This is a genomic window from Streptomyces sp. NRRL F-5650 (assembly GCF_000721365.1).
GTDB classification, from domain to species: Bacteria; Actinomycetota; Actinomycetes; order Streptomycetales; family Streptomycetaceae; genus Streptomyces; species Streptomyces ardesiacus.
The window spans coordinates 54,513-74,572 of the sequence record NZ_JOGV01000036.1 but is presented as its reverse complement, the minus strand read 5'-3'; the positions used below and the strand labels follow the sequence as shown (position 1 = coordinate 74,572).

The 20,060-nt window shown below is 71.4% G+C and carries 12 protein-coding genes; 9 read left to right on the top strand and 3 right to left on the bottom strand.

Annotated elements, in window-relative coordinates; genetic code table 11:
• The 8 genes from IG88_RS0127600 to IG88_RS0127565 all read left to right on the top strand — a co-directional run.
• A partial coding sequence (locus tag IG88_RS0127600) for an acyltransferase domain-containing protein (RefSeq protein ID WP_037836816.1) occupies positions 1 to 1,517 on the top strand: 1,517 nt, incomplete at its 5' end.
• Positions 1,518 to 1,698: 181 nt separating this feature from the next.
• Entirely contained in the window at positions 1,699 to 3,252 is a 1,554-nt protein-coding gene (locus IG88_RS0127595; protein WP_234332323.1) for an FAD-dependent monooxygenase, read from the top strand.
• 55 nt (positions 3,253 to 3,307) lie between these two features.
• On the top strand, positions 3,308 to 6,568 hold the full coding sequence (locus tag IG88_RS0127590) for a non-ribosomal peptide synthetase (protein WP_199807506.1): 3,261 nt from the start codon (positions 3,308 to 3,310) through the stop codon (positions 6,566 to 6,568).
• A 115-nt stretch (positions 6,569 to 6,683) separates the two neighbouring features.
• Positions 6,684 to 7,436 carry a thioesterase II family protein gene (locus IG88_RS0127585; protein WP_031046739.1) on the top strand — a complete coding sequence of 251 codons (753 nt, stop codon included), beginning with the start codon at positions 6,684 to 6,686 and terminating at the stop codon, positions 7,434 to 7,436.
• Between the two features lie 155 nt (positions 7,437 to 7,591).
• Entirely contained in the window at positions 7,592 to 8,392 is an 801-nt protein-coding gene (locus IG88_RS0127580; RefSeq protein WP_031046736.1) for a dimethylarginine dimethylaminohydrolase family protein, read from the top strand.
• Between the two features lie 45 nt (positions 8,393 to 8,437).
• Positions 8,438 to 9,082 carry an FMN-binding negative transcriptional regulator gene (locus tag IG88_RS0127575; protein WP_031046733.1) on the top strand — a complete coding sequence of 215 codons (645 nt, stop codon included), beginning with the start codon at positions 8,438 to 8,440 and terminating at the stop codon, positions 9,080 to 9,082.
• 71 nt (positions 9,083 to 9,153) lie between these two features.
• Positions 9,154 to 10,926: a fatty acyl-AMP ligase gene (locus IG88_RS0127570; RefSeq protein WP_051852084.1), complete on the top strand. Its 1,773-nt coding sequence runs from the start codon at positions 9,154 to 9,156 to the stop codon at positions 10,924 to 10,926.
• Positions 10,923 to 11,921, top strand: coding sequence for a beta-ketoacyl-ACP synthase III (locus IG88_RS0127565; RefSeq protein WP_199807505.1), 999 nt, complete (start codon positions 10,923 to 10,925; stop codon positions 11,919 to 11,921). The genes IG88_RS0127570 and IG88_RS0127565 overlap by 4 nt, the downstream gene beginning before the upstream one ends.
• 645 nt (positions 11,922 to 12,566) lie before the next feature.
• Here IG88_RS0127565 and IG88_RS44515 read toward each other — a convergent pair.
• Positions 12,567 to 13,148: an RHS repeat-associated core domain-containing protein gene (locus IG88_RS44515; protein WP_051852083.1), complete on the bottom strand. Its 582-nt coding sequence runs from the start codon at positions 13,146 to 13,148 to the stop codon at positions 12,567 to 12,569.
• A gap of 9 nt (positions 13,149 to 13,157) precedes the next feature.
• A complete protein-coding gene (locus IG88_RS39140) occupies positions 13,158 to 17,096 on the bottom strand; it encodes a DUF6531 domain-containing protein (RefSeq protein WP_234332322.1) in 3,939 nt (1,312 codons plus the stop codon).
• A gap of 64 nt (positions 17,097 to 17,160) precedes the next feature.
• Here IG88_RS39140 and IG88_RS0127550 point away from each other — a divergent pair, with 64 nt between their 5' ends.
• Entirely contained in the window at positions 17,161 to 18,327 is a 1,167-nt protein-coding gene (locus tag IG88_RS0127550) for a DUF6183 family protein (protein WP_031046722.1), read from the top strand.
• Positions 18,328 to 18,424: 97 nt separating this feature from the next.
• Here the strand turns inward: IG88_RS0127550 and IG88_RS0127545 are convergent, their stop codons facing one another.
• Entirely contained in the window at positions 18,425 to 19,954 is a 1,530-nt protein-coding gene (locus IG88_RS0127545; RefSeq protein ID WP_030404418.1) for a helix-turn-helix domain-containing protein, read from the bottom strand.
• Positions 19,955 to 20,060 lie beyond the last annotated feature (106 nt).

Below are 20,060 nucleotides of genomic sequence, written 5' to 3'. Positions count from 1 at the left end.
CGGTGGTGCTGGGGCGTGGCCGGGAGGAACTGCTCGACGGTCTGGAGGCCCTGGCCACCGGCGCGGAATCGGCACGCGTGGTGCGCGGCACGGCAGGCGATCCGGGGGGCGTGGTCTTCGTGTTTCCCGGCCAGGGCTCGCAGTGGGCGGGGATGGGCCGGGAGCTCTACGAGACCTTCCCCGTCTTCGCGCACAGCATCGACGAGTGCGCGGCCGCGCTGCGCGAATGGACCGACTGGCCACTGCTCGACGTCGTGTGCGGAGTCGAGGGCGCTCCCGCGCTGGACCGGGTGGACGTGGTCCAGCCCGCGCTGTTCTCCGTGATGGTCTCGCTCGCCGCGCTGTGGCGGTCCTGGGGTGTGCAGCCGTCCGCCGTGACGGGCCACAGCCAGGGCGAGATAGCCGCCGCATACGTGTGCGGGGCGCTGTCGTTGCGGGACGCCACGCGGATCGTGGCGCTGCGCAGCAAAGCACTGGTGGACCTCATCGGGCACGGCGGGATGGCCTCCGTCGCTCAGCCCGTGGACCTCGTCGAGGCCGGCATCGCCCCCTGGAAGGATCGGTTGGGCGTCGCCGTCGTCAACGGACCCGGATCGGTGGTGATCTCCGGAGAACCGGACGCACTCGACGAGTTCATCGAGAAGGCGCGGGCCGAAGGCGCCCAGGCCCGGCGGATATCGGTGTCGTACGCCTCTCATTCGCACCAGGTGGACCGGGTTCGCGACCAGGTGATCCGGCCACTGGCCGACATCCGACCGAGGACGTCGGACCTGCCCCTGTACTCGACCCTGACCGGCGGACCCGTCGACACCGCCGGCATGGACGGCACCTACTGGTACGAGAACCTGCGCCGGCAGGTCCTGTTCGCACCCTCCGTGCGGCGCCTGCTCGACGACGGCTTCCGGGTCTTCGTCGAAATGAGCCCGCACCCCGTGCTGACCCACCCGGTGCAGGAGACGGCCGAGGACGAGGACGTCGACGACGCACTCGTCCTGTCGTCGTCGCGGCGGGACCGCGACGCGGTCGAGTCCGTCGTCGGATCGCTCGCACACCTGCACGTACGGGGCGGGGCCGTCGACTGGCACGCCCTGTCCGGGGAACGCCGGCGGGTGGATCTCCCCACGTACGCGTTCCAGCGGCAGCGGTACTGGCTGAACTCCTCGCACACGGCGGCGGTCGAGACGCCCCCGGCGGAGCCCGACGAGGGCGCACCCGGCGCCGTCACCCTCTCGGCCGAGCTGCCCGCCCTCTCCGCCGAGGCCGCCGAGGCACGGGTCCTGGCACACGTGCGCGAGGTCGTCGCCGTCGTACTCGGCCACCCGTCCGGCGAGATGGTCGACCCCGACCAGGTGTTCGCCGAGATCGGGTTCAACTCGCTGGCGTCGCTGGAGCTGAGCAAACGCCTGAACGACACGACCGGCCTCGGACTCCGGGCCAACGTGGCGCTGCTGCACCCGTCACCCAGGCAGCTCGCCCAGCACATCCTCGCCGCCATGAGCGACGGCGACCCGGGCTGACCCCGGCACCTCCCCGGCCTCCCGGCCACCCGCGACGCCGGTACGGATGTCCCGCCGGCGGGACATCCGCAACCCCGAACGCGCGCCGCCCGCCGCGGTGTCCGGTTGCCTTGAACCGCCCGGCCCGCTGCGTGAACGTGGGAGCGAGAGGTCCGTCGGCGCAGGGGAATGGGGAAGCGACGTGGGACGCAGCGGCATGGACACGGACGTGGTGATCGCGGGCGCCGGGCCCACCGGCATGATGCTCGCCTGCGAGCTGCGGCTGGCGGGCGTCGACGTGGTCGTCGTCGACCGGCTCGCCCACCGGTCGGACGAGTCGCGGGCCGGCGGCCTGCACGCCCGCACGCTGGAGGTGCTGGACCAGCGCGGTGTCCTGGACCGCTTCCTGGCGCTCGGCGAACTGCACGCGGTGGGCCACTTCTCCGGGCTGTGGCTCGACTTCGACGAGCCCGAGTCGCGCCACCCCAGACCGCTGATGATCGTGCAGTCCGTCGTCGAGCGACTGCTGGAGGAGTGGGCCGCCGAACTCGGCGTACGGGTGCGCTGGTCCTCCGAGGTGACCGGGCTGCGCCAGGACGAGACCGGGGTGACGGTCGAGCTGAGCACGGGTGATGCCGAACCCACCACGCTGACCGCCTCCTACCTCGTGGGGTGCGACGGCGGACGCAGTGCGGTGCGCAAGCTGTCGGGAATCACCTTCCCCGGCACTCCTGCCACCATGACGGCGCTGCTGGGCGACGTCGAGTTCACCTCCCTGGAGGAGGACTACATCTTCGGCCGCCGCTGCCCCGGCGGCCACTTCTCGGTGCTGCCGCTCGAACCCGGTTTCTTCCGGGTGATGACCTCCGAGTACCACTATGTCGCGGGCCGCGACGCCCCCGTGACGTTCGAGCAGCTCAGGGAATCACTGATCAGGCTCGCCGGCACGGACTGGGGCATGCACAGCCCACGCTGGGTCTCCCGGTTCGGCGACGCCGCGCGGCAGGCCTCCCGTTACCGCGACGGCCGGGTGATGCTCGCGGGCGACGCGGCGCACATCCACTTCCCGGCCGGCGGGCAAGGACTGAACGTGGGTGTCCAGGACGCGGTCAACCTGGGCTGGAAGCTCGCCTCGGTACTGCGCGGCGCGGCGGACGAGGACCTCCTGGACACGTACCACACCGAACGTCATCCGGTCGGCGAACGGCTGCTGCACAACACGCGGGCGCAGTCGGCGCTGGCCCGTCCCGGCGCCGACATCGACGCGCTGCGCGACGTGTTCGGCTCCCTCATCGTGATCGACGAGGTCAACCGGCGGCTGATCGGCATGATCACCGGGCTGGACATCCGGTACCCGCTCGGCGGCAGCCACCCGCTGACCGGCAGGCGCGTCCCCGACGCCGACCTCAAGACGCAGGCCGGCGCCACGCACGTGTACGAGCTGCTGCACCGGGCCCGCCCGGTACTGCTCGAACTGCGGGGCGGCACCGGGGCGGCGGCCGTCAACGACGGCTGGGCCGATCGCGTCGACGTCGTCGCGGCTCGCGCCGAGGACGAGACGTGGCTGGTGCGGGACGCCGGGGAGGTCCCGGTGCCCGACGCGCTTCTCATCCGGCCCGACGGCCACGTGGCCTGGGTGGCACCCGCGGGCGGGACGCCGGACGTCGCCGCGCTCAGGACCGCTCTGACGACCTGGTTCGGCGCCGCCCGGCGGGACGGCCGGGCGGGCGCCGTGCCTCCGACAGCACTGACCTGAGCCGCGAGTTCGTCCGGTTCTCCGATCTTTAGCCGAAGGGATGATCCGCGTGCGGATGTTCGACGCGTCGTCGGCGCACAGGGGATTGTGGCTGGCCCAGAAAATGGTCCCCGCCACGCTGAACCACGCGATGTTCATGTGGGACGTGGGGGGCCGACTGGACCCGGCCGTCATGGCCGAGACGTTCCGGTACGTGCTGGAGGAGGCGGAGGTGCTCCGCGTCACCTTCACCGACGGTGACGACGACGGACTGCGCCTCGCCGTCCGGGAGGTGGGGGACTGGCGTCCGTTCTTCCTGGACGTCAGCGGCGCGGCCGACAGCGAGCGGGCGGCGCTCGACGAGCTGGGCAGGGTGGTGGGCGAGCCGTTCGACCTGGAGCACGACCTGCTCCTTCGGATGGGAGTGGTCACACTCGCGCCAGACCGCTGTCTCGTGGTGGTCGTCTACCACCACCTCGTCTCCGACGGCCACGGGGCGGGCGGCATGCTCTCGCGCCGCCTGGCCGAGGTCTACACCGCGCTGGCGACGGGAACGCCGGTGCCGCCCCTGCCGCAGCCGTGGGCTGTCGAGCCGTTCACGACGGAGGCCGTGCGGTACCGCGGCTCCGCGGACTTCGCCGCGGACGCGGAATTCTGGCGCACCTACCTGGCCAACGCGCCCGCGCCCGCGCGGATCCCCCGTGTCGCGCTGTCCGACGCGTCGCGGTCCGCGCTCTGCGAACCGGCCGGTCCCGCCGACCGCTGGTCGCGGCTCGCGGAGTCCATCGGCATGGTGAGCCGGACGCTGACCGTCCCGCACGACGAGGCGCGGCAGTGGACCGAGTCCGCGACATCCATGGGCGTGTGGATGTCGTCGTTCGTGGCCGCGGCGACGGCGGTGTACTTCCGGCACCGCTGCGACCGCCCCGACTTCCTCTTCTCGCTCGTCGTGGCCAACCGGTCGGGGGCGGCGAGCGCGGTCCCCGGCCTCGCGGTGAACGTGGTGCCGGTGCGGATGCGGGTCCCGCTCGGCGCGGCCTTCGCCGAGATCGCCGACGCGGTGGTGGACGAGACGTACCGGATCTTCGGCCACACCGCCTGCCACTACTCCGACATCGTCGAGGTGAGCGAGTCCGAACTGAGCGAGCGCAGCAGCTTCGGTGCCGCCGTCAACATCATCGAAGGCATGGAGGAACTCGACTTCGCCGGGCTCAGGGCCCACCACATCGGCGCGACGACCGGCGCGTTCAACGACCTCCAGATCGGCGTCTACACCGACGGGCGTGCCGACAGCGACCTGTTCCTCCGGTTCGAGGCGCCCCCGGACCTGTACTCGGCCGCCGAGCTGCGGATCATCGGCACCGAACTGATCGCGTTCATCCGCGCGGCGGTCGCCGGGGGACCGCAACTGCCCGTCGGCGCCCTGGACATGGCCCGCGGCGCCGAACGCGACCGGCTCCCGGACCCGCCGAACCCCGTCGACGTGCCGCAGCCGGACGCGACGCTCGGCGAGCTGTTCGCCCAGCAGGCGCAGCGGACCCCCGACGCCGACGCCGTGGTCTGCGGGGACTCGGCGGTCTCCTACCGGACGCTGGACGAGCGGTCGAACCGGCTGGCCGGGGCGTTGCGGCGCCGGGGCGTAGGACCCGAGAGCGTCGTCGCCGTAGCCCTGCCGCGATCGGCCGGCCTGGTCGTCGCCCTGCTGGCGGTCATGAAGGCCGGCGGGGCCTACCTGCCGGTCGACCCCGCGCTCCCGGCGGAACGGACCGGCTCCGTGACGCGCGACGGTGCGGTACGCCTGTGGCTCACCGACGCGGCCACGGCCAAGGCACGCGCCCCGGAGCCGGACGTCCCGCTGTTCCTCCTCGACGAGATACCGCCGGACGCCGCGGACGAGGGCGCCGCGGACGAGGACGCCGCCGCGCCGCCGCGCGCGGACAACCTGGCGGCCGTGATGTACGGCAGCGAACCGGGCCTCACGGCCACCGGAGTCGCCGTGACCCACCGCAACCTGCGTCGGTTCGTCACGGACCGCCACCGGCAGGACGGTGCCCGCGGGACCGTGCTGTGGCACACACCGCCCACCCATGACGTCCTCCCCCTCGAACTGTGGGCCCCCCTGCTGGCCGGCGGCACGGTCGTGGTGGCCCCCCAGGGAGAGCTGGACATCGACACGTTGAACGAGGCCCGGGCCGCGCACCCGGTCTCCGCGGTGTGGCTGCCACCGGGGCTGTTCTCGACGGTCGCCTCGGAACACCCGGAAGCCGTGGCCGGCCTGCGCGAGGTGTGGACCGGCGGCGAGCGGGTGCCGGCGGCCGCGGTGCGGCGGCTGCGGCTGGCCCGCCCCGGGCTGACGATCGTCGTGGGGCACGGTCCGACGGAGACGACGGGCTTCGCCGCGGGCGACCGGCTGGCCCCGGACGGGCCGGCCCACTACACGGAGGCACTCGGCCGGCCGGTGGACGACACCGTCCTGCTGGTGCTCGGCCCCGGACTGGCACCGGTCTCCACCCCCGGCGGGACCGGTGAACTGTACGTGGCCGGGCCCGGCGTCGCACGCGGGTACCACGGACGGCCGGGAAGCACCGCGCTGCGTTTCGTCCCCTGCCCGTTCGGGCCCGGCGGGTCACTCATGTACCGGACCGGCGACCGCGTCCGGTGGGGCACCGACGGCCGGATCGAGTACGTCGGCAGGGTCGGCGTCGAGATGCGGGTACGCGACTCCTGGACCGACCCGGCCATGGCCGAGGAGGTGCTGTCCGAGCACCCCGGACTCGCGCAGTCGGTGGTCGTCGTCAGGGAGGACGACGCCGGACAGCAACGCCTGGTGGCGTACGTGGTCCCGGTGGGCGGCCGGGTCGTCGGCGGCGACGGCGCCCGCGATCACCGGGCCGGCCTCTCCGAGGGAGAACTGCGCCGGTTCACGGCGGGCCGGCTGCCCGAGTCCGGGGTGCCCTCGGTCTTCGTGGTGCTGGAACGGCTGCCGGTGACTCCCGGCGGGCGGGTGGACCGGGCGGCACTGCCGAAGCCCGAGTTCGGGGACAGCCCGCACCGGGCCCCGCGCAACGACACCGAGCGCGTCCTGACCGAGGCGTTCGCCGAGGTGCTGGAACTGGAACGGGTCGGCATCGACGACGACTTCTTCGACCTCGGCGGGAACTCACTGCGGGCGATCAGACTGGTCGGCCTGATCCGCACGCAACTGAACCTGGAAGTGTCCATCCGCACGCTCTTCGCGGCGCGCACGGTCACCGGCCTGTCGGACATGTGGGACGACCTCTCCCGGTCCAGCAGGCCCGCCCTGCGCAGGAGAACGAAGGGCGGGCAGGCCCTGTGAACCACCTGACCCCCGCCGGCGCGCCCCCGCGTCTCGCCGGCGGGACAGCCCGCCACGCCACCCGGCGGTCCGGCCCCGCCGAGGCCGCCCGGCACAGGCGGAGGCGGTGACCCGGATGCGTCTGTACTGCCTTCCCTACGCGGGCGGATCGGCGGAGCGGATCTACGCCGGATGGCGGGGCCGCCTGCCGGGCCCGACCCGTGGCCGGGTCGAGATCGTGCCGGTGGAGCTGCCCGGCCGGGGCAGCCGTATCAGTGAGAGCCCCGTTCCGCTGGCCGACGCGCTCGTCGCCGGTGTGGTGCGGCAGATCCTCCCCTGGCGGGAGACCCCCTTCGCGCTGTTCGGCCACAGCCTGGGGGCCATGCTCGCCCTGGAGGCCGCCCGCGTCCTGGAACACCGCCACGGTGTGCCGGCGGCCGCGCTGCTCGTCTCGGGCGCCGGTGCCCCCGGCCCCGGTGCGCAGGGTCCCGGCGCGTCGGGCCGGGCGGACTGGCTGCTCCCGGACGCCGAGTTCCGGGCCCGGCTGCGGGGCCTCGCCGGAACACCCCCGGCGGTGCTGGAGAACGACGACCTGATGGCGATGTTCATGCCCGTCCTGCGCGCCGACTTCGCCGTCGCCGGACAGTTGTGCCGACGCGGTGGCCGGCCCGTCTCGGCGCCGATCACCGTGCTCGGCGGCGACAGCGACAGGGAGGTCCCGGTCCCGCGGCTGTCCGGCTGGGCGGCGTACTCCACCGCGGACACCGTCGTCCGGGTGCTTCCCGGCGGTCACTTCTTCATCGACGAGTCGCCCGAGCAGGTGATCGCGGAGGTCGCCCGCCGGCTGCGGGACGCCGAGGCCGTCGCGGCCGCCCGGTCCTCGTCGTAGCGGCCGGGCGGACCGGTACCGGCCGGCCGAAGCGCCGCGCAACCCCGCGCCGCCGGCCTCGCCGGGGTCCGCCGGCCGCGTTGTCACGGCCACCGGGCCACCACCAACCTTGGCCGGTGCCGAAGTGCACCCGACGCTTCGATCGGAGACTTCCCATGAACCGCGACCTGCTGATGTGCGACACCACGTACTTCCGCGTCGACTACGTCATCAACCCGTACATGGACGTCGCCGTCCAGCCCGACCTGATCCTGGCGCGACGGGAGCACGAGGCCATCGTCGAGACCCACCGGACGACCGGTCGCACCGTACGGCGGATTGAGTCGGCGTCCGAGTGCCCGGACATGGTCTACACCGCGAACATGGCGTTCGTCGCTTCCGGCGTGGCGGTGCTCGGGGTGCCGCCGGTCGAGCGGAGCGCGGAGATCCCGTACGTGCGGTCCTGGCTGAAGGCCCATCAGTTCGAGGTCCTGGACTGCCCGTACGAGTTCAGCGGGCAGGGCGACGCCCTGGTCTGCGGCCGCCGCCTGTTCGTGGGCCACGGACAGCGGACCGACCGCCGGGTGCCGGGACTGCTCGGCGAGCTCTACGGGTTCGAGGTCGTCCCCCTGCAGGTCAGCAGCGAGCGCTGGTACGACCTCGACCTGGCGGTGGGGGTGATCGGCCCCGACACGGTGGCCTGCTGCCCCGAGGCGCTCGACCGCCCCAGCATGGCCGCGCTGAGATCACTCGACGTGGACGTCATCGAGGTCTCCGTCGACGAGGCCGCCCGGTTCGCCCTGAACCTGATCAGCGACGGACGGACCGTCACGATGACGCGCGGTGCCCCGGAACTGGCCGCCAGGGTGCGCGAACGCGGGATGACCGTCGTCGAGCTCGACACCGGCGAGCTGCGCAAGGGCGGCGGCGGCATCCGCTGCACGGCACTGACGCTGGACAACACCGCGCCGCAGTGACCGCGCTTTCGTGACATGACGTCTTCTTGGGAAAGGAACGCTCCCGTGTTCGTTCCAGAGCAATATCGCCCACCGGACCCGTCGTGGCTGATCGATCTGATCACCCGCAGTCCGCTGGCCCTGCTGACCACCAACGGCCCCTCGGAGCACGGCCCGTGGGCCACACACCTGCCCGTGATCCTCGACCCGCACCAGACCGGTGAGAGAACCGACGACCTCGCGGGCACCCTTCTCCTCGGCCACATGAACGTGCAGAACCCCCACTGGACGGCGCTGCGGGACGGGGACCCGGTCCTGCTGGTCTTCACCGGGCCGCACGCCTATGTGTCGCCGACGGTGTACGGGACGACTCCGGCAGCGCCGACGTGGAACTTCACCTCGGTGCACGTGCACGGCGTGCTGGAGAAGATCCCGCCCGAGGAGGAGACGCTGGAAGTGGTGAAGGCGACGGTCCGGGAGTACGAGGGGAAGTTCGGCGCCGAATGGGACATGACCGAATCCGTCGACTACTTCAAACGCATCCTGCCGGGCGTGGGGGCGTTTCGCGTCACGGTGTCGGAGGCCGAGGGCATGTTCAAACTCAGCCAGGAACAGGAGAGCGGAATCCGTGACCGGGTGCGGCGGTCCTTCGCCGACCGGCCGTGCAGCCGCCATCAGGCGGCGGCGGACCTCATGAGCCGCCTGCCCTGAGCCGTCAGGACCGGACGCCGGGCCGGTGGCGCAGCTCGCCCCGCAGCCCGGTCCGTCTTCGACAAGGAGACATGAGCATGGTCAATTTCGGATTCCCTCCGAACGCCGACGACAAGTCCACCTTCGTGGACATGCTGCGTGTGCGCAGCGAGAAGCAGCCCGACGAGACCGCCTACGTCTTCCTCCGGAGCGGCGAGGAACCACAGGAGTCGCTGACCTACCGAGAACTCCACGACGCCGCCCGCCTGCGGGCCGGAGCGTTCGCCGCGGCCGGCCTGCCGGGCCGCAACGCCGTGCTGCTGTACCCGTCGGGACTGGAGTTCGTACGCACCCTGCTGGGGGGCATGCTCGGAGGCGTCGCCGGCGCCCCCGTACAGGTGCCGCGCAGCCGCGAGGACGTGCTGCGGCTGCGGCGGATCGCCGACGACGCCAGAACCACGACCGTGCTCACCACGTCCGAGGTCGCCCGCGACCTCCAGGAGCGCTTCGGCGACATGCCCGCGCTCGGCGGCCTGACCCTGCTGCCCACCGACGACCCCGCTCTCGCGGACACCGGGGCGAGCCTTCCGGCCCCGCCCGGTCCCGAGGACATCGCGCTGCTCCAGTACACCTCCGGTTCGACCGGAGCCCCCAAGGGCGTCATGGTCAGCCATGCCAACTTCCTGGCCAACGTGGCGGAGACGGACGCGCTGTGGCCGTGCGAGCCCGCCGGCACGGTCGTGAACTGGCTGCCCCTCTTCCACGACATGGGCATGCTCTTCGGCGTGGTGCTGCCGCTGTGGGCGGGCATCCCGTCGTACCTGATGGCGCCGGAGGCGTTCATCCGGCGGCCGGCGCGATGGCTGGAGGCCATGGCCCGGTTCAGGGGCACCCACGCCGCGGCACCGAGCTTCGCCTACGAACTGTGCGCCCGCGCCGCCGCGGACGGAAAGGCCCGGGACGTGGGCGACCTGTCGGCCTGGCGGGTGGCGGCCAACGGCGCCGAGCCGGTGCGCTGGGCGACGGTCCGTTCGTTCACCGAGGCGTTCGCGCCGCACGGCTTCGACCCGCGTGCCATGTGCCCGGGATACGGACTCGCCGAGAACACCCTCAAGGCCACCGGCACTCCCGAGGACCGGGAGCCCACCGTCCTGTGGCTGTCCGCGGAGGCCCTGCGCAACGGCGTGGCCGAGCCGGTCGCCCCACCCGCGGACGGCGCGGTACCCCTGGTGAGCAGCGGCGTCGCGGTCCGGGGCACCCGGATACGGATCGTCGCCCCCGGCACCCGGCGGACCCTTCCCGAGGGGCGGGTCGGTGAGATCTGGGTCTCCGGCCCGTGCGTGGCGGCCGGATACTGGGGGCGCCCGGAGGAGAGCGACTCCACCTTCCGCGCCCGTACGGCGGAAGCGGGCAAGGACGACGACACCTGCCTGCGCACCGGCGACCTCGGATTCCTGCACCACGGCGAGCTGTACGTCACCGGCCGGATCAAGGACGTCATCGTCCGCAAGGGCCGCAACCACTACCCGCAGGACATCGAACTGTCGGCCGAGCACGCGGTGCCGGGCCTGCACCCGAACTGTGCGGCCGCCTTCTCCTGCGACGACCTCACCCACGAGCGTCTGGTGCTCGTGGTGGAGGCGGACGGCCGCGTCCTGAAGCGCTTCGGCGCCGGCACCCTGCGCCTGCGTGTCCGCGAAGCCGTCCGCGAGAAGAACCGGATCACGCCGGACGACATCCTCGTCGTGCGCCGGGGCACGGTGCCGAAGACCTCCAGCGGCAAGGTACAGCGCGGCACGTGCAAGAAGCGCTACGAGAACGGCGAGCTGCACCCCGCACCCGTACCCGCGGACGGGGCGGCGTGATGGTCCGGATCCGCCCGACTGAGCCACGCGCGGGATCCCGGATCCTGGGTGTGGGCGCGTACCGGCCCGTGCGCGTGGTGGGCAACGACGAGATCTGCGCCCGCATCGAGTCGAGCGACGAGTGGATACGCCGCCGTTCCGGCATCGTCACCCGCCGCTTCGCCGGCCCCGGCGAGACCGTGATCAGCATGGCCGCGGAGGCCGCCCGCAAGGCGATGGCGCAGTCCGGCACGGACCCGGCAGAGGTCGACGCGGTCCTGCTGGCGACCATGTCGTTCCTGGAACAGGCACCGGCCGCGGCACCGCGCGTGGCGCACCTGCTGGGCGCCCGCAGTGCCGGCGCCCTGGACCTCGGCGCCGCCTGCTCGGGCTTCTGCTACGCGCTGGGCCTGGCCGACGCACTGGTCCGCTCCGGCGGCGCCCGTCATGTCGTGGTGGTCGGCTCGGAGAGGATGAGCGACATCATCGACCCGGAGGACCGCAGCACCGCCTTCCTCTTCGGCGACGGCGCGGGCGCGGTCGTGGTCGGCCCCGCCGAACGCCCCGGCATCTCACCCGTGGTGTGGGGCTCCGACGGACAGCACCACCGCCTGATCGCGCACGACCGCTCCTGGCCGGACTCCGGCGCCGACGGACTCCGTTCCTACCTGCGCATGGCCGGCCCCGAGGTCTTCCGCTGGGCCACCCGAGTCGTACCGGAGACGTCCAGGCAGGCCCTCGCCGCCGCGGGCCTCCGGACCACGGACCTCACCGCCTTCATCCCCCACCAGGCCAACGCCCGCATCATCGACGCGGCGGCGAAGTCACTCGGCCTCGCCCCGCACACCGTGATCGCCAGGGACGTCGTCTCCGCGGGCAACACCTCCGCGGCCTCCATCCCGCTCGCCATGGAGCACCTGCTCGCCCAGGGCACCCTGCCCAGCGGCACCCCGGCCCTGCTGGTCGGCTTCGGCGCGGGCCTGACCCACGCCGCCCAGATCGTGACCCTGCCCTGAGCCGCAGCATTCAGCAGCCGGCCCACCCCCTCGCGGACGGCACGGGTCTTCCGCGCAGCCGACGCGGGACCCGAGGGATGCGGCTCCCGTGCTTCAGATGTCCTTCGGTTGTGCTCGACGTAGGGCAGTCCGGCGGACCGGGGCTGTGCGCTCGAGGCCGGACTCGCCACATATCCGCTGCCAGTCCCCAGCGGTCAAGTGGTCAACCGGGGTCTTCCGTCGTCCCGCACGGGCGGCACACCAATGCGGTGCTCGCTTCCCGGGACCGCAAGCATGCGCAGCGACGTTCGGGCGGCGAATTCAGCGCTCCTCTCCCGAATGCGTCCGGGGGACACCGTGTGCGTGTTCACCAACGGTGAGCCTTACCTGGGGGAGAACACGGGCGAGGCCGAGCAGGCCACCTTGGCCCAGGGAACGCGCTGCATCAACATGCACTTGATCTTGATCAGCCCTCGTCGACGCTCATAAGAGACATCCATGCACTGGCCGCGCGCATGGTGCGACCTTGATTGGGTTGAACCATTGGTGGGTCGCGCCGGCGGTGCGGTTCAGGGTCTAGCACGTCACCGTACGCTCCGGGCTTCTTGAGCTTGGCCCAACGGTGTTCCGATCTGCGGTCGGCATGCCCGTCAGCGGCCGGCCCTCTCAGACCGGATACGCCGTATGGATATGGCCGTCGCGGATGACGACTTCCACTTCCCTGGTCTCCCGCCCGCTGCCGTTGATGCCCACGGGCTCGCCGTGTTCGAAGCGGTGCAGGTGGCTGTCCTGTCCGGCCCTGGCGCGCGGGTTGGGGATGGCGGGAGTGCCGTCGACGCCCTCGCGGAGCCGTCGGCCCAGGACAAAGTCGTCGCCCTCCCAGAAGAAGTCCTCGTAGAACTCACCGGGCAGCGAGGGTTCCGGCCCCGTCGGGTCGGCGTTCTCCCGCACGCGGTCCTGGGCGCCGGGACCGTGCTGGCCCTCGATGTGGGCCTCCCGTTGCTCCGTGATGCCGTGCCTGCTGCTCTCGCAGCTCACCAGCCCCCACGGGTCGGTCCAGCGAAGGGGATCGAGGACGTAGGCGTGGTGGTTGGGCGCGGGAGCGAGACCCAGGGGGTCCGGGCTGATGTAGCGGGCGTTCTCGGGGTCGTAGTAGCGGCGGAAGTTGTAATGGAGGCCGGTTTCCGGGTCGTGGCACTGGCCCGGGAAGCGCAGGGGGCAGTCGACCGGACCGGCGGGACCACCCACAGGCGTGCCCTACAGCGTCGTGCGCGCCCGCCAAGCGACCCGGCCCTCCTCGTCGACCAGCTCGGTGGGGGTACCGACCAGGTCGGTGACGATGGCGTAGAAGCGGCGGTCGACCTCGTCCTGGTCGATCTGCAGCAGCGCACGGTCGGTGCCGGGAGCCCATTCCCAGCTTCGGGTGGGACCGCCGCCGGAACTGCGCTGTTCCACCAGGTGGGAGCCGTCCCAGGTAAAGACCGTCTCCTCAACCGGCAGACCCTCGTCGGACAGCAGGCGCTTGGCGACGCGGCGGCCGAGGCCGTCATAGAGGTACGCCCAGCGACGACCGTCCGGGGTCGTGACCTGAGTGAGCCGGTCCTCGGCGTCCCACACGTAGGTCCACTCCCGCGTCCCCCCGGACAGCAGTTTGCGCGTCTGCCGCACGAGGCGCCCCTGTGCGTCGTGGACGTAGGTGATGTGTCCGGCCCTGCGGATGAGTGTGCCGTCGTGGACCCGTTCCCCCTGCGGGCCCTCCGGTACTTCCGCCCGGCTGACGTTGCCCGCTGCGTCGTAGGCGTAGCGCTCGGACCACCCGGCGGCGGAGACCGCCTCCACCCGGCCGAGACGATCACGGCTGAACCGGCGGGTGCCGTGGGTCTGGTCCTCGACGGCGGTCAGGCCGCCGTCCGGTCCGTACGTGTACGAGCGGTGCAGCAGGACCTCGTCCGGCGAAGCGGTGTCGGATGCCGCTGTGCCGAGGACTCGCTGCCCGGTCAGCCGGTGGCCGGCGTCCCACTCCTGCGTCAGTACCGCCGTCTCCCCGAGCCGCCGCTCGGTCTCGTGGCCCGAGGTCCCGTAGGCGAAGGACAGCGAGTTGTCGGCGAGCCGGACCCGGGTCGGCCGGTTGTTCGCGTCCCATTCCCAATGACTGACGGCGCCCGACGGAGTCTGACGTTCCGTTCGCCGGCCGAGTGCGTCGTACGACGTGTGGACCGCGCGGCCGTTGCACTCTTCGGAGACGACACGGCCCACCACGTCGCGCTCGAACGTGAGCGTCGTCTCGGGGGTGTCCGCCGTGACGAGCTGGCCCAAGGAGTCGTAGGCGAAGGTTGCGACCGCCTCGCCGGACCGTCGCTCCACGATCCGGCCGCACGCGTCCCGCACATAGGAGGTGATCTCGCCGGCGCCGTTGGTGCGCCGGATCAGACGGCCCGCGGCGTCGTAGGTGTAGGCGACGGCGCGGCCGTTGAAGTCCACTTCGCGGACGAGGCGGCCCGCCGGGTCGTAGGTGTACGACCACACCGCACCCCACGCGCTCGTCACGGACGTGAGCCGCAGTTCGGTGTCGTACGCGAACCACGTCGTCGAACCGTCCGCATCAGTCCTGGAGCGGATCCGGTCGAAGTGGGTGAAGGTGTGGGTCGTGCTCCGGCCGTCGAGGCCGGTGTGGCGGAGGATGTTGCCCTCGCCGTCGTAGGACCAGCTTTCGCCCCTGCCGTCGGCCATGACGCGCTCGGCGGGGTAGCCCTCCACCGTCCAGGTGGTGCGTGTCGCCGCGCCGGCGGCGTCGACGGTACCCACGATGCGGCCGAAGGCGTCGCGGGTGACGCGCGACGTACCGCCCAGAGGCGCGGTGACGGAATCGGGCAGCCCGAGCGGCCCCGGGTGGACGCGGTGGGTCGCACCCAGGGCGTTTGTCACGCCGAGCAGTCCGCCGGAGGGGTCATGGGCGTAGGTGGTGACGGCACCATCGGCGTCGACGGTCGCCGCCGGGTGGCCGTGCTCGTCGTACGCGTAGCCTCGCCTGCCACCGTTCGGCAACGTGATCCACAGGGGGCGGCCGGAGGAGTCGTAGTCACAGGTTGTGACCGTGCCGTCGGGGCGGACCACAGAGATGAGGTTGCCACGCTCGTCGTAGCTGTAACGGGATGTGTGGCCCAGCGGATTCGTGCGTGAGAGCAGCCGGTTGTACGCGTCCCACTCGGCGTGGGTGGTGTTGCCGAGCGCGTCGGTCTGGCCGACGACCTGCCGGCGCTCGTTGTACCGGTAGGTCGTGGTGTGGCCGAGCGAGTCGGTGTAGCGGGTCTCCCGGCCTTCCAGGTCGTAGGCGACGGAGCAGGACAGGAACCCGTCGGCGCCTTCACCGCGTACGCAACGGTCCTGGTCGTCGTAGGTGAAGCGATACCAGGTGCCGTTGCGGTCGGTCCAGGACGTGATGCGTCCCTGAAGGTCGTAGGTGTACCTGAGGGGAAGACCGCTGGAGTTGTAGATCTCCGTCAGGTGACCCTCGGCGCTGTAGCCGTAGCGCCGCAGCGTCGTGCCGTCCGGCCCCGCCTCCTCGTCGCGCAGCCGCAGGCCGACTATGCGGTTGCCCTCGGTGTCGATGTGCACATGGCGGCCGCCGGAGTCGCGGACGGCGACGGGGGCGCCGGTGCCGTCCCGGTCGATGTCGATGCGCCGTCCACCGCGGTCGGTCACGGCGGCCAGGGGAAGGGTGAACGCCTCGTACGCGGTGACGGGGCCGGCGAGCGTGGCGAAGTGGCGGGTGCGTCCGGAGGCCGGGTCGGTGATGCGGAGAGGACTCTCGGGAGAGCCGTCCCAGTCCAGTGGCCAGCGCGGGCCCTCCGTCGGCATCACCGACGTACCGGGGACGGGCACGGGATACACGAGGATCATGCCGTCCTCAGCGGCGAAGACGACGCCTTCCGCGTCCAGCTCCAGGCGCTCGTCGAACGTCGAGGCCCAGGACGGGCCGAACCACGAACCCCAGTTGTACGTCGAGAGGTGCGTACGCCGCAGCACGAGCGGGAGGAGCCCGGGAAGCTCGGCGTCGGTCTCCTCCACGAGCATCTCGCCGGAGACCATGTCGATGGGGTCGCCGTTCTTGCAGCGCCCCTTGGCCGGTTTGCTCTTGCCGACCGCGTCGTCGGCTCCTTTGCGCAGGCCTCGTCCCAAGCCCTTGGCCATCGCCTTGAGGCCGCCCTTGCCCAGGGCTTTCGCTCCTGTCGCGAGCTTGCCGAGTGTGGTGATGCCCTTGCCGCCCGGTATGCAGTCAAGTGCCGCGAAGCCCACGTCCCATAGGGAGGCTTGGCCCTTGCTGTACTTGTAGAGCGTGTCCGCGAGGACGACGAGGGCGGCCACGAGGACGATCGCGCCGAGGATCGGGCCGCCGATGATCATCGCGACGATGCCGACGACCGCGACGACGACCTTGCAGACCGCGACGATGCTGTCCCAGTTGTCCGTGAACCAGTCGCCGATGTCCTCCCACCACGACCGGTTCTGGATGCCGGCGTCGGACGCCTCGTCGATCTTGTTCTTGGCCTCCCGCGCAGCGTCCTCACGCATCTTCCGCGCGTCCTCGGCCATCTTCTTCGCCGCGTCCAGCGCGCTCTGCGCCGAGTCGACCGCCGACTGTGCGTTCGTCTGCGCGGTCTTGGCGTGCCGGACGTCACGGGTGGCGGCACGGACCTTCGCCTCGTCCGGCTTGTCCGCGTCCGACTTGCTGCCCGACGGATCGTCCTTGTACTTGTCCGCCTCCTTCGACGCCCGCGTCACCCACGAGTCCGCCGAGGACAGCTTCGACTGCGCCGAGGACAGGTCCTGGCGGGCCTCCCGCGCCTTCACCAGCGCCCGGTCCGCCAACGCCTGCGCCCGCTCCAGCTTCGGCCAGAAGTCCGCGAGCGCGTCGCCGCACATCCCGTACGACTTCTCCAGCTTCCTCAAGTTCTTCGGCACACCCGAGAACTCGTCCTTGAAGACCGTCCCCGACTTCCCCGCCCACTCGGCCAGGGTCGACTCCCCCGCCATGCCCTTCACCAGACGCAACGCCTCCGAGACGTCGTCGGCGAAGTCGTGCAGCGTCTTCGCGAGCGTGCGCACCCGCTGCGGATCACCCGGCGTCGGGTCCTTGTCCAGGTCCAGGACATGCCAATCCCCCGGCCGGTTTCCCACGTTCTTCCCCCGTCGCACGGTCTCACTCAAGGCACGTATGCCTCAGCAAAGTTACTTGATCCCCTGCTCGTAGACTCGGGGCGTGAGTCACAACCAAGAGACGCCTGGCGACAGCTGTCCCGATCGGCATCGCCGGGAGGAGTCGCAGTATCAGGCCGAGCTCGCACCGGAAGCAATGTATGAGGCGGCGGTGCGGCTTTGCACGGCCGGCGACGGGTCCCATGGAGCCTCCGCGGCGCGAACCGTCGCGCGGATCGCCGAGACCCTCGCCGACACGCGTTCACGGGACTGTGTGATGTTTGCGGCGGACATCGTGGGCCGGCTGCTGCCCGGCGGGGTCATGTCCCACGGCGAAGGTGATCGATTGCTGCGTTCCGTAGCTGCGAAGCTGGTCAAGGCTCAGCACCTGCGCGACATCGAGCCTTTGTTCCGCGAGTTGCCCGACGGGATTTCGGCTCCGGCAGTCGACCTACGGGCCTGTCTCCTCGGAGAGCTGGCGCTGATCGGTTCGGGGGGTGGCCGTCGGTCCCTCGAGATGTACGCCGAAAAGCTGCGTGAGCTGGGGCACCCACTGGCTCGGCTGCCCGGGACACGACTGGACATCGAGCACCGGTTCACCGTTCGCGTCCGGGGACTGGGGCCGATCAAGACCGCGAAGCAGCTCCGGTCGCGTTTCCCGGAGGCTCCCTCGACCGACGGCGGTGCGGTCGCCGGCCGCGGTGCCAGGGACGCCCGAGACGACGTCCGGGCGAACACGGCCGTCCGACCTTTCCGTGCCGGCGGATGGGCCCGTGAGCCCGAGGCGCGGTTCTTCACGCTGTCGAGCCCGCTCAGCCCCGACGACTTCGGCATCTCCTTCATCGAAGAACTTCCCCTGCGCTGCCTGGCAGGTGAGGGCAGCCGCCGGGGAAGCGCTCTCGCCTGCGCGACGACACCCGACGATGTTCTCAACGAACTCTTCTCGACTTCCTACGTCGGCGGAGTGAACGGCCAGGGGCAGGGCGGTGCGTACGCGCGGCTGTATGCCTGGGAGAGCTTCTACGCGCTCATGGGGTTGCCCACCGGCGTACCCCTCTTGGAAGCGGTGAGGCGCGCGGCGGACCACCGGTGGCTGCGGTTCATGGCGTTCACGGACTGGTTCCACCATGACACCTCGGACCTGGCTTTCGCCGTGCTCGATCCCACCCGGACTCGGGTCGCGGTGCTGGCGGCGACCGATACCGATATCCACCGCGGCGCCCTCGGGTAGCGGGAAGTCGAAGTCCCAGGGGCACCTACGAGTTCCCTCCTGTCCCGCATCTGTCCAGGTCAGGAGGGGTTTTCGCGCTGCTCCTACTTAAGAAGCTTCAGATGTCCCGGAAGATCTCGATCTGTGCCCCGATCGAGTTCAGCCGCTCCGCGAGGTCCTCGTAACCGCGGTTGATGACGTACACGTTGCGCAGTACCGACGTGCCCTCGGCGGCCATCATCGCCAGGAGGACGACGACCGCGGGGCGCAGGGCCGGCGGGCACATCATCTCGGCGGCGCGCCAGCGGGTGGGGCCCTCGACCAGGACGCGGTGCGGGTCCAGGAGCTGGAGGCGGCCGCCGAGGCGGTTCAGGTCGGTGAGGTAGATGGCGCGGTTGTCGTAGACCCAGTCGTGGATGAGGGTCTGGCCCTGCGCCGAGGCCGCGATGGCCGCGAAGAAGGGGACGTTGTCGATGTTCAGGCCGGGGAAGGGCATCGGGTGGATCTTGTCGATGGGCGCCTCCAGCTTGGAGGGGCGCACCGTCAGGTCCACCAGGCGGGTGCGGCCGTTGTCGGCGAAGTACTCCGGCGTGCGGTCGTGGTCGAGGCCCATCTCCTCCAGGACCGCCAGCTCGATCTCCAGGAACTCGATCGGGACCCGGCGGACCGTCAGCTCCGACTCCGTGACCACCGCGGCGGCCAGCAGGCTCATCGCCTCGACCGGGTCCTCGGAGGGGGAGTAGTCCACGTCGGCGTCGATGACCGGCATGCCGTGCACGGTGAGGGTGGTGGTGCCGATGCCCTCGACGCGGACGCCCAGGGCTTCGAGGAAGAAGCAGAGGTCCTGGACCATGTAGTTGGAGGAGGCGTTGCGGATGACGGTGACGCCGTCGTGGCGGGCGGCGGCCAGCAGCGCGTTCTCCGTGACCGTGTCGCCCCGTTCGGTCAGGACGATCGGGCGGTCCGGGCGGACGGTGCGGTCGACCACCGCGTGGTAGTGGCCCTCGGTCGCGGCGACGTCCAGGCCGAAGCGGCGCAGCGCGATCATGTGCGGCTCGATGGTGCGGGTGCCGAGGTCGCAGCCGCCGGCGTAGGGCAGCCGGAAGCGGTCCATGCGGTGCAGCAGCGGGCCGAGGAACATGATGATGGAGCGGGTGCGCACGGCGGCCTCGGCGTCGATGGCCTCCATGTCCAGCTCGGCCGGCGGCACGATCTCCAGGTCGGTGCCGTCGTTGACCCAGCGGGTGCGCACGCCGATGGAGTTGAGCACCTCCAGGAGGCGGTAGACCTCCTCGATGCGGGCGACCCGGCGCAGTACCGTGCGGCCCTTGTTGAGCAGCGAGGCGCACAGCAGGGCCACGCAGGCGTTCTTGCTGGTCTTGACGTCGATCGCACCGGACAGACGACGGCCGCCGACCACGCGCAGGTGCATCGGACCCGAGTAGCCCAGGGAGACGATCTCGCTGTCCAGCGCTTCGCCGATGCGGGCGATCATCTCAAGGCTGATGTTCTGGTTGCCGCGCTCGATGCGGTTGACGGCGCTCTGACTGGTGTTGAGCGCCTCCGCGAGTTGTGACTGCGTCCAGCCGCGGTGCTGCCGGGCGTCACGGATGAGCCTGCCGATGCGTACGAGGTAGTCGTCTGCCATGGGGTTGAGGCTATCTCAGATATGAGATCGCGCCTCTCGGGGGGTCCGTTCGGGTGATGCGGGGTCAGGTGCCACGGGTACCCCGGAGCGGGCGCACGGTGTCCGG